Annotated in this window: 11 protein-coding genes; 6 read left to right on the top strand and 5 right to left on the bottom strand. The window is 44.5% G+C overall.

Annotation, left to right across the window (positions count from 1 at the left end; genetic code table 11):
- Positions 1-6 precede the first annotated feature (6 nt).
- From FE810_RS04415 to FE810_RS04405, 3 genes are all read right to left on the bottom strand, one after another.
- Positions 7-3165: an efflux RND transporter permease subunit gene (locus FE810_RS04415; RefSeq protein ID WP_138318823.1), complete on the bottom strand. Its 3159-nt coding sequence runs from the start codon at positions 3163-3165 to the stop codon at positions 7-9.
- 2 nt (positions 3166-3167) lie between these two features.
- The gene (locus FE810_RS04410; RefSeq protein ID WP_138318822.1) at positions 3168-4484 is read right to left on the bottom strand and encodes an efflux RND transporter periplasmic adaptor subunit; all 1317 of its coding nucleotides are present in this window, start codon (positions 4482-4484) and stop codon (positions 3168-3170) included.
- Positions 4485-4596: 112 nt separating this feature from the next.
- On the bottom strand, positions 4597-5007 hold the full coding sequence (locus FE810_RS04405) for a YacL family protein (protein WP_138318821.1): 411 nt from the start codon (positions 5005-5007) through the stop codon (positions 4597-4599).
- Positions 5008-5115: 108 nt separating this feature from the next.
- On the opposite strand from FE810_RS04405, the gene FE810_RS04400 reads away from it, so the two are divergent.
- Entirely contained in the window at positions 5116-5904 is a 789-nt protein-coding gene (locus FE810_RS04400; protein ID WP_138318820.1) for a hypothetical protein, read from the top strand.
- A 278-nt stretch (positions 5905-6182) separates the two neighbouring features.
- Here the strand turns inward: FE810_RS04400 and acnB are convergent, their stop codons facing one another.
- Positions 6183-8780 (bottom strand): bifunctional aconitate hydratase 2/2-methylisocitrate dehydratase, encoded by a 2598-nt coding sequence (gene acnB / locus FE810_RS04395; RefSeq protein ID WP_138318819.1) that lies wholly within the window; start codon positions 8778-8780, stop codon positions 6183-6185.
- Positions 8781-9065: 285 nt separating this feature from the next.
- On the opposite strand from acnB, the gene FE810_RS04390 reads away from it, so the two are divergent.
- Genes FE810_RS04390 through FE810_RS17055 form a run of 5 tightly spaced genes read left to right on the top strand, consistent with a single transcriptional unit; the run spans position 9066 to position 13312 of the window.
- A complete protein-coding gene (locus FE810_RS04390) occupies positions 9066-9758 on the top strand; it encodes a potassium channel family protein (RefSeq protein ID WP_246036906.1) in 693 nt (230 codons plus the stop codon).
- A complete protein-coding gene (locus FE810_RS04385; RefSeq protein WP_138318818.1) occupies positions 9745-10869 on the top strand; it encodes an AI-2E family transporter in 1125 nt (374 codons plus the stop codon). The genes FE810_RS04390 and FE810_RS04385 overlap by 14 nt, the downstream gene beginning before the upstream one ends.
- 46 nt (positions 10870-10915) lie before the next feature.
- Positions 10916-12082 carry an HlyD family secretion protein gene (locus FE810_RS04380; RefSeq protein WP_138318817.1) on the top strand — a complete coding sequence of 389 codons (1167 nt, stop codon included), beginning with the start codon at positions 10916-10918 and terminating at the stop codon, positions 12080-12082.
- Entirely contained in the window at positions 12072-13112 is a 1041-nt protein-coding gene (locus FE810_RS04375) for a DUF2955 domain-containing protein (RefSeq protein WP_138318816.1), read from the top strand. Before FE810_RS04380 ends, FE810_RS04375 begins: the two co-directional genes overlap by 11 nt.
- A gap of 56 nt (positions 13113-13168) precedes the next feature.
- The gene (locus FE810_RS17055; RefSeq protein WP_171022258.1) at positions 13169-13312 is read left to right on the top strand and encodes a hypothetical protein; all 144 of its coding nucleotides are present in this window, start codon (positions 13169-13171) and stop codon (positions 13310-13312) included.
- A 12-nt stretch (positions 13313-13324) separates the two neighbouring features.
- Here the strand turns inward: FE810_RS17055 and lpdA are convergent, their stop codons facing one another.
- Positions 13325-14755: a dihydrolipoyl dehydrogenase gene (gene lpdA, locus FE810_RS04370; protein ID WP_138318815.1), complete on the bottom strand. Its 1431-nt coding sequence runs from the start codon at positions 14753-14755 to the stop codon at positions 13325-13327.
- Positions 14756-14960 lie beyond the last annotated feature (205 nt).

Raw genomic sequence — 14960 nt, 5'->3', positions numbered from 1 at the left:
GGGATATTACCATTTAACCTGCAATCGATTCTTATCTGCTTCGGTGTCTGCTTTGCGCCCAAACCATCGTATATTTTGAATATCTTCCTTAATTAAATATAAGGCGGGTATTAAAAATAGGGTGATGACCGTTGCAAACAAAATACCAAACCCCAACGATATTGCCATCGGAATAATAAACTGCGCCTGCAAACTGGTTTCGGCATAAATTGGCAGTACCCCGAAGAAAGTGGTTAATGAGGTTAGCAATATCGCCCGAAAACGTTGCATACCAGCACTGACTACAACATCGAATAAACGCATGCCTTGATCTTTGGCTTTATTAATAAAGTCCACCAGTATCAAACTGTCGTTAACCACAACACCAGACAATGCAATAAAGCCAAACATCGACATCATGTTAACGGTTTTGCCCAGTATTAGATGCCCGAAAATTGCGCCGATAATACCAAATGGGATCACCGACATTATGATCAGTGGTTGTGCATAAGATTTGGTCGGAATGGCAATTAATCCGTAGATTAAAAATAAAGAGATAAGAGTTGCCATAATCAGTTGCCCGATTAACTCCATCTGCTCTTTACCAGCGCCTTCCATCCCGTATTCAACACTGGGGTATTTTTCCAATATTTTCGGGATCACTTCCTGGTTTACATCCGCGATGATCTTGCTCGATTCAACTTTTTCAGAATCGATTTCTGCCGCAATGGTAATTGAACGTTTCTGGTTAATACGGGTAATTCTTGAAAACCCCTGACCCAGCTCAATATCCGCAACCTGATAAAATGGCACAGCATCGCCGGTTGGAGTGCGAACCCACATATTTTCCAAATCCGCTAATGAACGTCGTTCCTCTTCAGGATAACGCACCATGACTTTGAGCTCATCACGGCCCCGTTGAATTCGTTGTGCCTCCTCACCATAAAAAGCCTGGCGGGTTTGTCTTGCTAAATCGGTAAGGGTTAAACCCAAAACTTCTGCGGCAGGTTTAATCTTTAATTTGATCTCTTCCTGACCACGGCTAAAGGAATTACGAATGTCATATACACCAGCATATTCTGACAATTGATTTTGTAACATTAACGCTGCAAGTTCCAACTCATCGTCGTTTTTACCGGTTAATTGGAATTCCAGAGCGGAGCCGCCACCGGCATTCGTACCGGCAAATAATCTGAGTTCGCGCACGCCAGGCAAAGAGCCTACTTCTTCACGCCACAACTTTTCGATTTCAAAGGAATTAAGGTTTCGAAATTCAGGTTTGTTTAACTCCAGCAGCATACCGCCACCGAGATCTCCCTGAGTCCAAACCATACTGTGGGCGATAAACGTCTCACCTTCTTCGCTATGCTTTTTCGAGGTTCGGTAGGCGGCATCAATTATCTCATCAATTGCCTGATTGCGCTGTTCCGGTGGTGTACCGTCAACCATGGTTATCTGACCTTGAATAAAATCACTTGGCACATTAGGAAATACTTCGACTTTCACCAGTGAACCCAAAATCAACCCCATGGAAATACATAAAATGGCAATGAAAGATGCTAGCGTGTTATAGCGATTTCTTAGGGCGATTTCGAGGGTATTCTTGTAGGTCGTTTTAATGAATTTATCTAACCAGTTTTTAAACCAAAGCTGCACGCGATGAATTAAATGAGCGTTTACGGGATCAATTTCTTTGTACTTAATGTGTGCCAAATGCGCAGGCAAAATCCATTTCGATTCAATGATCGAAAACACCAGACACAAACCGACAACCACCGCGATCGACCGGAAGAAAGTCGCCGCGTTGGCATCGATAAAGATTAATGGTAAAAATGCAGCTATGGTCGTCAACACCCCAAATGTTGCTGGCATCGCAACTTTGTGAGTTCCACGAATAACACTATTTTCGGAATGACCACTGGTTTGAATCTCAGAATAAACACTCTCGCCAATCACAATGGCATCATCAACGACAATCCCTAAAACCATAATAAAGGCGAATAAACTGAGCAGATTTACGGTGACGGAATACTCCCCAAGAAGAGGCATAAACATAAACGCCCCAAGGAAACAGATCGGAATACCAACCATCACCCAGAAAGCGACACGAATTCGCAAAAATAAGGTCAGGACAATAAAGACTAACAGCGCCCCGAGAAGGAGATTGCTAAACATCATGTTCAGGCGCTCGGACAAATAGAACGAACTATCGCCATACACATCTAAAGCCACGCCATCGGGAACTGCCGCACGCTTTTGTTCAACATACTTTTTCACCGCTTCGGCAATCGCAAGATCGTTTTGATCGGCGGTCGATTTAATGCGGATATTTGATGCCTCTTTGCCGTCAAAGCGAGCAAAGCCCTCCCCTTCAACAAACTCATCCCTAATCGTGGCAACGTCTTTTAAGAGCAACCGAGTGCCGTCCGGCTCCGTGCGCAACACAAGGTTGGCATATTCCTCACCGGTATACGCCTGACCTTCAGTTCGCAGTTGAATATAACCGCCACGGGATTTAATCGTTCCACCGGGTAAATCCAATGAAGAACTGCGAATTGCCTGACTAATTTGATCGAAGGTTAATCCGTATTCGATTAAAGTCAGTTCTGACACTTCAATGCTAATTTCGTAATCACGGTTACCAACCACGGAAGCAATATTCACTTCCGGCAACAGCATGATTTCATCACGGATGTTCTGCGCCAACTCCTGCCGGGTACGACGTTCCATATCACCGTAAACGGAAACCCATAATACATCCGCTTCAAACTCTTGTTTTACAACAAGTGGGCGCTCTATTTGATCCGGGAACGTCTGAATGGTGTTTATCTGCATCTGGATTTCATCGAGTTTTTCAGACAGTGGGAATCCATTTTTAATCTCAATGGTCACCGTACCTGAACCTTCTCTGGATTGAGAGGTGATGCGTTTAATTCCTTTAATGTTTTCCAGAACATCTTCAATTTTGATCACTACAGACTGTTCAACATCTTCAGGAGCAGCGCCAGGATGAATAACGCTGACCTGAATAGAATTAGTGGAAAACTCCGGAAACATTTTTTTGGTAATGGTGAGATAAGAGTAAATCCCCATGACCAGAATAAACACCATAAGCAGATTGGCAGCAACACTATTGCGGGTAAACCAGGCAATAATCCCTGTTAATTTTTCATCGACCGGTTGCATTACTATTCCACCCGAGTACTAGTTTGTTGAGTTTCAGTCGCATTTGAGGTTTGGGCGTCATTAGCTTTCTCAGCTTCCGCGGGTTCTGAAACCTCGTTTTGCTCGACTTCTTCGCCACTTACCCGTAGCTCCATTCCTTGTACCGGTGTTTCCAGACGTGTGGTAACCACCCGGTTACCCGCGACAATATCGCCTTGGATATACGCATAATCTTTGTCCGAGCGCAAAACATCGACGGTAACGATTTTCAGTCTATTCTCTGGATCAATTAAATAGAGCTGGCCGGCACCACGAATCGCACTGCGCGGTATGGCGGTAATGTCAGAGTATGATTTGCCTTTAATACTTGCCTTGACAAACATGCCCATTCGCAATTCAACATCCCGTTCTTCGGTTAGCAGATTGTAAGGATCGTCAATGTGAGCGACCAGATAATGAACCCGGGATCGGTCATTGACAACGCCTTCATAGCGAGAAATATAAGAATCCCAGGTTAACGTACGCAAGCCCTGCTGCGTGGATACCACGACAGTATTTGATGCATCGCCTTGTTGGTTAACTTTTGGCAGTTTGATAAAACCTATATCTTGTTGTTTCACCGGTAAACGAACTTCGGCGTAATCAACAGCAAAGGTATCAACCAATTGCGTGCCTGTGCCGACGTACTGACCAATATCAACATATTTGGCTTTTATCAGCGCATCATATGGGGCAATAATTTTCGTGCGCTTTAATTTGAGTTGAGCGCCTTGCATATCGGCAGTGGCAGCTTCCGCATCAGCCATTGCTCTTTGCAGTTGCGGCAATCGCAACGCTAAAACCGGTGCCTCAGATAACGGTTTTCCCGTAAGTTGCCATTCATCTTCTGCTTGATCGGCTCGAGCCTTTTCTTCCACTAAAGTGGCTTTTGCCGCATCCAAGCGAGATTGGGCTTCTAATACACCCACCTGATAGGTAATCGGGTCGATTTCCATTAAAACCTCACCCTTTTTAAAGAAGCCACCGACTTTCATCTTGTCGGCTACAAAGGTGATTTGTCCTGAAACTTCGGATATCAGCGCGGTTTCGGTGCGTGGCATGACTGTGCCCTGACTATGAATCGTAAAGGTAACGTCTTGTTTGGTTATCTCGGCCACTTCAACAACAGGCAGTTTTGCCAAACTTGGTTTTTTCTCTGGCTTTTCTGCCATGGCGGACAAACCTACGCATCCAGCAAATCCAAACGCGACAATGATAAACGGTGCCAGGACTACGAAAATGGATCGTTGCGATTTAGTCTTGGAATTTTGTTGTTGGAAGTCGCTACTCACACTACTCATAAAGTTCTCTAATTGTTAATTTCACTTTTAATTTTTTAAAAGCATTCAATGCATTGCTGGGCATAATTGATTCAGGCAATTATACGCATAATTTAACCCAATGGATCCCAATTTAGCTTAAAAACTCTTGCCATAACATTAACATATGCACTAAATCCGGACTACCGCATTCGGCTTCGACAAACATCGGATTTTCGTCGAATTCCTGTTGTTCAAACGGTTCGGCATCACCTTCTTCAAGATCCACATGCCTACCTTCAGTGACAATGCCCGCCTGCAAATGACTATTCGCCAAAATTGTCGCATCCTGAAAATCTGCGTCTAAGCTAAATTCTCTGCCCGATAGTTGCAATTGGCCATACCTGTCATTAATCATTTGTTGCAATTGCTGGATCAACGCTGACAACTTACTGACATTTGTGCCGATTTCTTGCTCAAGCCAAAAGCCTATGACCTCATGCCCATAAGAAAACTTAGCTTTAGGACTCCCATCGATAAAATCCTGGTAAAACTCGTACTCCATAAATCATCTTATCCGATTACCACCATCTCCTATAGTTTAACCGAGAACTTTTAACTGACGTAGTAGTCTTATGCTCAAACAACAAATCAATTATTGGTTTATTCAAGGATGAAATTGGTAACAACGATACCTAAGTCTTATGCAGTGCCGTTGGCGATGGCGTTGAGTTTGCACTGCCTTATTCTTTTTTTGCTGTTACCAAAACCCGTTACTATCATTGAAAATGCGCAAATTAAGCCTAAACCGGTAAAAATAGACAGTTACTTATACCCTCCTTCAAAAACCTTACCCCAACCGGAAGTTTCTCCCCATGAGGAAGCCGCGAGCCATGCTAACGCTGTGCCGATAAAGCGAACAACAAAACAATTTAAAGAGGACCGTGTTGTAGAGAATACTGAAGGTGTAGAACGTGTTGAAGGCTTTGAAAGTACCGATACTACTGAGACAAATATAAACACGCAGACAGACGAAACGGTAAACCGCCAAACTCAATCCAGAGTAGACACTGCAACAGAAACAGAAACTAAAGCCAGAAAACCGCTAGGAAAGGCCGTATTTAACCCTTATAAGGGATTAGATACGTTGAGTTCGCAAAAAGATCAAGACAATACGAATAATCCTTATCAAAGCTCACGAGGCTACTCGGTATTTCAGCAACTGCCTGCCTCCGTTCCAATAAGCGTTGTTAAACCAACGGCGGACCAGATTCGCGCCCAGAACACGACAATTGTCGGCAATGAAACCATCGAAAAACGCGATGGCTACTGTTATCAGGAAACGGACTTAAGCTTTATCAACGATGAGTTTGGCAAAAGCTCATCCTTTAGCGCCTGCGGGGAAAGTCGCAAAGATAAATACTTTCGAGAATTTATGCAACAGGTCGGGGAACGGCGGTAAGGGCGAGGGAGTTTGGGGGTGTCGGAGCTTGAAGGTGTCTAAGGGTGACGAAAGGTGCAAAAGAAAACGGTGTCGAAAGGTGACGAAAGGTGCAAAAGAAAACGGTGTCGAAAGGTGTCTAAAGGTGTCTAAAGGTGTCAAAGAAAAAAGCTGCTGTTGCTTGTTCCGAGACCTGCGGCCTGAAACCTGCGACCTTGCCTTTAGGCTGAGCTAATTAAACAAAAACGAGCCAATCCGAAAAGAAAGGCTCGCTTTAAGGCGAAATTAGCGTTAACTAATTAAGCGACGTTTTGTGCAATAACGACTTCTTTCGCTTTGCTGGTGTAACTGTCCATTTGATGGAAGTTCAGGTAGCGATAGGTATCGGCTGCTGTCGCATTAATTTGCTTAGCATATTCCATGTACTCATCAACCGTAGGCAAACGACCCACGATGGCACCAACTGCGGCAAGCTCGGCCGAAGTTAGATAGACATTAGCACCATTACCAAGACGGTTCGGGAAGTTACGTGTCGAAGTAGAAAGTACGGTCGACTTTTCAGCAACTCGAGCCTGGTTACCCATACATAAAGAACAACCTGGCGTTTCAATACGAACACCGGCTTTACCATAGGTAGAATAGTAACCTTCGGCGGTTAACTGATCGCGATCCATCTTCGTTGGAGGGGCAACCCACATACGAGTATTTAACACACCACCAAAGTTTTCGAGTAGTTTACCCGCTGCACGGAAGTGACCAATGTTCGTCATACAAGAACCGATGAATACTTCATCAACTTTATCGCCAGCAACATCCGATAACAATTTTGCGTCATCCGGGTCATTTGGACAACAAACGATAGGTTCTTTGATGTCACTTAAATCGATTTCGATTACGTGCGCATATTCAGCATCGCTGTCGGCTTCCATGAGCGATGGGTTATCCAACCACTCTTGCATCGCATTAATACGACGTTCGATTGTGCGAACATCACCGTAGCCTTCACTGATCATCCATTTAAGCATAACCACATTAGACTGTAGATATTCCGCAACGGCATCTTCTTCAAGCTTGATAGTACAACCTGCAGCAGAGCGCTCAGCAGATGCATCAGACAATTCAAATGCCTGCTCAACGGTCAAACCTTTAAGACCTTCAATTTCAAGTACACGACCTGAGAATTCGTTGATCTTACCGGCTTTCTCAACGGTCAAAAGACCATTTTTAATACCGTAATACGGGATAGCATGAACCAAATCACGTAGTGTGATACCCGGCTGCATTTCGCCTTTAAAGCGAACCAATACCGACTCAGGCATATCCAAAGGCATAACGCCGGTCGCTGCAGCAAATGCAACAAGACCAGAACCTGCCGGGAATGAAATACCCAGAGGGAAACGGGTGTGTGAATCACCACCAGTACCAACCGTGTCAGGCAATAACATACGGTTCAACCATGAATGAATAACACCATCGCCTGGGCGCAGTGATACACCGCCACGATTCATAATGAAATCAGGTAAGGTGTGGTGAGTCTGTACATCAACTGGCTTAGGATACGCCGAAGTATGACAGAAAGATTGCATGGTCAAATCAGCGGAGAAGCCAAGACATGCCAAATCTTTTAATTCGTCACGGGTCATAGGACCGGTAGTATCTTGAGAACCTACTGTGGTCATCTTCGGCTCACAATATTGACCGGCACGAACGCCATCAACACCACAAGCTTTACCAACCATTTTTTGGGCCAGAGTGAAACCTTTGCTGGACTCGGCAACATCGACAGGTTTTGCAAACAATTCCGTTTCACCTAAACCTAATGCTTCACGAGCACGACCGGTTAAACCACGACCAATGATCAATGGAATACGACCACCAGCACGAACTTCGTCTAACAATACTGGGCCGAGTTCAAACGTTGAAATCACTTCATCCGTGCCTGAACGCTTTACAACACCTTCGTATGGGAAGATATCAATCACATCACCCATGTTCATCGCTTGTACGTCTAATTCAATCGGTAATGCACCCGAATCTTCCATTGTGTTGTAGAAAATTGGCGCGATTTTACCACCTAGACATACACCACCACCGCGTTTGTTCGGTACATGAGGAATATCTTCACCCATAAACCAAAGCACCGAGTTCGTTGCAGATTTACGCGAAGAACCAGTACCAACTACGTCGCCAACATAGGCAAGTTGAATACCGTCTTGTTGCAATTCTTCGATCTGTTTAAGCGGACCAACAGTTCCATCATCATCAGGGTTGATGCCATCACGACCAATTTTCAACATCGCTTTCGCGTGTAACGGAATATCAGGGCGCGACCAGGCATCCGGTGCAGGTGATAAGTCATCAGTGTTCGTTTCACCGGTGACTTTAAATACTTTAACGGTAATTTTTTCAGCGACAGCTGGCTTGTTCAGGAACCATTCAGCATTCGCCCAGGATTCCATCACTTTTTGCGCCGTAGCATTACCCGCTTTAGCCTTCTCTTGTACATCATAGAAAGCGTCAAACATTAGCAAGGTTTTAGACAAACCAGCAGCCGCAATATCGGCATTTGCAGAATCGTCTAATAAGTCAATCATCGGCTGGATGTTATAACCACCTAACATGGTACCTAACAATTCAGTCGCTTTTGCTGCATCCAGAATCGGTGAGTTCGCTTCACCTTTTGCAATGGCAGCAAGAAAAGCAGCTTTAACATACGCTGCGTCATCAACACCCGGTGGAACGCGATTTGTGATCAGGTCAAGAAGAAACGCTTCTTCACCGGCTGGTGGGTTTTTGATTAATTCAACAAGTTGAGAAACTTGTTCAGCATCAAGGGGTTTGGGAACGATGCCTTCAGCGGCGCGCTCTTCAACGTGTTTACGATAATCTTGAAGCACAGTACTTTCCTCTTTTCTGTGAATGCTGGAGTACCCCTGCTTGTTTCAGGGGCTTTTTAAGCTGGCCGCATTATACGTGAATCAGCCTTTAAACTGAACCCAATATCCAAAAATGTGAGTTATATCCACTATAAATACCAAGAATAGCACTTGGCGATCTCTAACCCTTATTTTTAGCAATTAAGTTTCGCAAAAACAACCAGTAAACGCCTTTGAAACTGGGAATTTATCGAGTTTTCTACTAATTTTAAAGGATGGCATTTTGACTACCTTCAGGCTTCTGATTTGAATAGAAAAATCTCTCAACAGGATAATTTTATCTTTTTAATCGTAGCCTTGGTGATGTTGCTGGCAGGGATGGCGCTTGCGCAGCAATTTTTTGCCGGAGAGATGCAGCGATTGATGCAGTCTGCCACCGTGGTGACGCTACTGGTAGCGGTCTGGGGGGCCCATGACAAAAACTACATTTTTCGTCGTGGCCTTGTTTTTCCCGTTGTAATTATCCTAACCTCTCTCGCAAGCTATTACCTTGAAAGTATTGATAAACTCTTCTTACAACTGTTCATTATGCTTTTGTTTTTCCTGATAACGGCGAAAAAAACCGCTACTCAGGTTCTGTTTTCTGGTTCCGTAACCTGGAATAACATTCTGGGGTCGATTTGTCTTTACCTACTTATGGCAATGATTTGGGGGCTGCTGTATACGCTAATGCAACTATTTGCTGGCAGCGCATTTAACGGCATAGAGGCAGATTTACAATGGTATGAGTTATTACCGGATCTTATGTATTTTTCATTTGTAACCATTACAACATTAGGTTTTGGTGATATTTCACCTTCTACCCCGATCACACAATTTCTGGTTTATATGGAAGCAATCGTAGGCCAGTTTTATCTGGCGATTCTTGTGGCCAGTCTGGTTGGCGCCCGTATGACCGCCCCACATTCACATAGAGAGCAAAACAATGACAGATCCTAAAAGTGAACAGCCTGAAAATCAGCCCGAGCTGACCGAACAAGATTTACGTTTTACCCGGCGGATGATAGATACAGCAATCAAATTGGCGGCTATTTTTATTGTCTTGATTTGGTGTAGCGCGATACTACGACCGTTTATTATGCTGATATTGTGGGGCGGCATCATTGCCATTGCTTTATATCCTTTCTTTGCAAAGATTAGCGGTGCATTGGGAGGTCGTAACAAATTGGCGGCATTAATTATTGCCATCCTTGGGCTTGCACTGTTAGTGGTGCCGACCATCAATATCTCCGCATCTACTATCGACAGCGTGCAAACCGTTTCCGAAAGCATTAAAGAAGGAACGTTTAAGGTGCCACAACCCACGGATGCGGTTAAATCCTGGCCTCTGGTCGGTGAGAAAATTTATCAAATTTGGGGGCATGCATCGACTAACTTCGAAGCTTTTGTCGTTGAACATTCCGACGCATTCAAGTCGCTCACAGAAGCCCTCTTTAGCACCATCGCCGGAATTGGCGGCACGGTGCTGCAATTTATCATTTCATTACTGATTGCTGCGGTGATGCTAGTTAACCATGAAAAATGCTTATATGGATCACGTCTGGTTTTTAATCGCATCATGGCAGAGAACGGCGAAACGGCGATTGTTGATTCTGTTGCCACCATTCGTAGCGTCGCTCAAGGCATTCTTGGCATTGCGGTCATTCAGGCACTACTCGCCGGTATCGGTATGTTTGTCGCCGGCATCCCCGGCGCTGGTGTATGGGCACTGCTGGTTTTGATTCTGGCAATCGTACAACTTCCACCGCTCCTGGTACTGGGTCCTATCGCCGCTTATTACTTTTCCATTACCACAACAACGCCTGCGACTATCTTCTTGATATGGGCGCTTCTGGTTAGCTTTAGTGATGCGGTATTAAAACCCATGTTGCTGGGTCGAGGCATTGATATCCCAATGCTAGTAATTTTATTGGGAGCCATCGGCGGAATGTTGCTATCGGGGATCATAGGGTTATTTGTCGGTGCCGTAGTGCTGTCTCTTGGCTATAAGTTAACCATGCATTGGTTACAGCATTCGACCATACAAATCGAAAAACCCTACTCCGACTAAGCCGTTATATATGTTAAACAAAAACAATAATCCTTAAAGGTGGTCCATGACGAGTAATGAAGACAGTATCGACAACGAAAATAAATCGGCTTTGACGAATGCAGAAACAGCCACGGATGTGACATCTGATGAAAAGGCGGATAAGGAAGAATCCAAGCCGGATCTGGCCAATCGTCTAACCCGGATTATTCTGATCATCGCGGCTCTTTACTTTGTTTGGTATATCGCCAGCGATCGCTTGACCCCAATAACCGATCAAGCGAGGGTCAGAGGTTTTGTGATCCCAATTGTGCCCGAAGTTTCCGGGAAGATTTCGAGGATTCATGTCGGCGGTGATAAGCACGTCAAAAAGGGCGACGTCTTATTTGAAATAGACCCCAGAGATTATGAACTGGCGGTTGAAAAAGCCGAAGCAGCGTTAGAGCAGGCAGGTCAGGATGTTGGAGCCAGTACCGCCAATGTTGCCTCAGCGAAGGCCATTTTGGAAAAGGCTAAGGCCAATTTAAACACGATAAACGAAAATGCCGATAGGATCTTTGCCTTGGAGCAACAAGGTATCATTTCCACGGCACAAGCGGATGAAACACGCGGTACCGTGACTCAGGCGGAACTGGAAATAGCCAATGCGCAAGCCGCTTATGAACAGGCAAAGCAACAGTTAGGGGCTTCAGGGAAAGACAACCCAGCAATTCAAACGGCTATCACCCAATTGTCAGACGCCCGACTACAACTATCTAAAACTAAGGTTATGGCCCCCAGCGATGGGGTCGTTTCCTATGCCAAAGTCAATGTTGGCTATTTCGCCGCCGCCGGTGCAAAAATCATGACTTTTATTTCCACCGATGTGGCATGGATTGAAGCTTCTTACCGGGAAAACAACCTCGGTAATATTAAAGAAGGAGATGAGGTAGATATTGTTCTCGATTCGGCGCCAGGTAAAATATTTAAAGGGCAAATTAAATCGGTCGGTTACGGTGTCAGTTTTGATAAAACCCAACCTGGAGAGCTGTCTACCCCAGAAAAACCCAAAGGCTGGATGCGAGATCCGCAACGATTTATTGTTGTGATTGTTTTTAAAGATGAAGACGTTCGTGGCTTTCTTCGCGAAGGTGGTCAGGCGGACGTAATCACCTACACCGGTAGCAATATCGTTCTTAATAGCATTGGCAAACTGTATATGCGTCTGACGACTTTTATGTCTTATGTTTACTAGGTTTTTGTGGTCTTACCCGGTTAATACAATTCGCACCATACGCCTCGTCGTCGGCTTAGGTGCAGCGATTGCCATTGCGTTTGGCTATAACTGGCCGCTGGCCTTTCTTTGCCCTGTGCTGGCATCAAAATTTCTGGCGACGGACAAACCCAAAGTTCCTTTCAAAACCTTAGGAAATATATTCCTGATTGTGGTGGTGGCGTTTTCCTCGGGCATATTAGTGACCCGATTTTTACTTCCTTTCCCTGTGGTATTTATGCTGGTAAGTTTGTTACTTATCTTTTGGTTATCCTATTGGAGCCATAGTGGTGGCAATGAATTTGTGATCACCATGCTGTTAATCGGTTTTACTATTATTCCGCTATTAGCATTGCTCCATCAGGCCGTCGTTATTGAAGTTACCTATGGGTTTATCTTTTCCTGCTTAATGGCGTTAGTGATCACTATGATGGCCCATGAGCTTATTCCCGATAAGCCCGGCACTAGCTATGTGAATGCCAAAAAGGCGGCACAGGCTGAACGAAACCTCCCCAAACAAACACGCTTGCAGCTGGCATATCTGTCCACCATTATTATCATGCCAGTATTAACGATGTTTTTAATGCTGGATTTGAGCAATGCAATTTTAGTGCTGGTATTTGTGGCGATATTGGCGCAAAAGCCAAATTTACTGGTAGGAATTCAGGGGGCAAAAGCATTATTGTTAGGCAATAGCATAGGCGGTATTTTTGCCATGCTTATCTATGCCACCCTAGTGATGGTACCTCAATACAGCTTCCTTATTTTATTGTTTTTATTGTTGTTCTTGTATTTTGGCGGGCTTATTTTCTCGGCAAGGCCATTAGCCCCTATTTATGCCATGGCGATGACAACGGTGATTATTCTGGTGTCTTCTGCCACCCTTGGTAATGCTGATGCCGATGAAAAATTTTATACCCGTTTAATTCAGGTTGCGATGGCTTGTGGTTACATCATTTTCGCAACAACGTTAACCCGACCTTACTTAAATAAGATTCAGGCGACGGAATAAGCGGTGTCGCCGAGAGCTGTCGAAAGGTGTCTAAAGGTGTCTAAAGGTGTCGAAAGATGACTAGTCAAAAGCCTTTGTTGCTTTTTCTGCAGCCTGAAACCTGCGACCTAGCCTTTAGCGTCAAAGGTGGCGAATGCCTGAAGGCATTTCCTATGTTATCGAAACAAAAAAGCCAGGTTGATAACCTGGCTTTTGACTAAAAACGTTTGTTTTTATTTCTTTTTCTTAACAGCTTTGGCATTGGGTAAATCGGTAATTGAGCCTTCAAAGATCTCAGCTGCCATACCAATGGATTCATTCAGTGTCGGGTGAGCATGAATGGTTAAACCAACATCTTCCGCATCGGCGCCCATTTCAACGGCTAAACCAATTTCACCTAACATTTCACCGGCATTAATACCGATAATCGCACCACCTAAAACACGACCGCTGTCTTTATCAAAGATAAGCTTAGTTTTACCTTCAGTACGAGCAGATGCAATGGCGCGACCCGAGGCTGCCCACGGGAAGTTTGCTACTTCAATGTTTAAACCTTGTTCTTTTGCTTCGCGCTCAGTAACACCAACCCATGCAATTTCCGGATCGGTATATGCGATTGAAGGGATACAGCGAGGATCGAATACATGCTTCTTACCTGCAATAACCTCAGCAGCAACATGAGCTTCATGAACCGCCTTGTGCGCTAGCATCGGCTGGCCAACAACATCACCAATGGCAAAAATGTGATTTACATTGGTACGCAATTCATTCGTAACATTAATAAAGCCACGCTCATCAACGTTAACGCCAGCTTTGTCTGCGTCAATCATATGACCATTTGGCTTACGACCAACCGCAACTAAAATCTTGTCATAACGTACCTGACCTTCTGGTGCGTTCTTACCTTCAAACGTCACATATAAGCCGTCGTCTTTGGCATCAACTGCTACAACTTTCGTTGATAGCATTAAGTTGAAGCGTTTCTTCACGTACTTAGTATAAATCTTCATGACATCGGCATCGGCTGCAGGGACTAGCTGATCCGCAAACTCAACAACCGATACATTAGAACCTAATGTGCTGTATACCGTACCCATTTCCAGGCCGATAATACCGCCACCAAGAACCAACATTTCGCCCGGTACGTCTTCTAGCTCTAGTGCACCCGTAGAATCAAGAACGCGAGGATCTTCCGTCGGTATAAATGGCAAGTTAACCACAGAAGAACCGGCTGCGATGATAGCATTATCAAAGTTTACGGTAGTTGTACCGCTTTCACCTTCAACAACAATGCTGTTAGGACCCGTAAATTTACCAAAACCATTTACGGTGGTAACTTTACGTTGTTTTGCCATACCCGCTAAACCGCCGGTAAGCTGACCCACAACTTTCTCTTTCCAACCGCGAATTTTATCGATATCGATTTTCGGCTCACCAAAGGTTACACCGTGATCTGCCATCTCTTTTGCATCATCAATTACTTTGGCAACATGAAGTAATGCTTTAGAAGGGATACAACCAACGTTCAGACAAACACCACCCAGAGTGGCATAGCGTTCAATTAATACTACGTCTAAACCTAAATCAGCTGCGCGGAACGCCGCAGAATAACCACCAGGTCCAGAACCTAAAACAACGACTTGAGTTTTAATATCGTTACTCATGTTAACCTCAAACTTTTTATATTGGCTCGCGGCGCTTAACGCTCAGCGAGACTAGATTTTGTTCAATTAAACTTTAATTGTTTAAATAATGTTCCGTTCAACAGAGTGCATTTTTAAAGATTAAAAACGTTTATGATTGAACCAAACACGAAATTTTTCGCGCGCCAAGTGTACCTTGTGTAACAAATTTTCGCCAACTTTCGCG

The organism is Thalassotalea litorea, from assembly GCF_005843925.1.
In the GTDB taxonomy this organism is placed as follows: domain Bacteria; phylum Pseudomonadota; class Gammaproteobacteria; order Enterobacterales; family Alteromonadaceae; genus Thalassotalea_A; species Thalassotalea_A litorea_A.
Note: the sequence above shows the minus strand (reverse complement) of the source record. Positions and strands in the feature narration are given on the sequence as shown.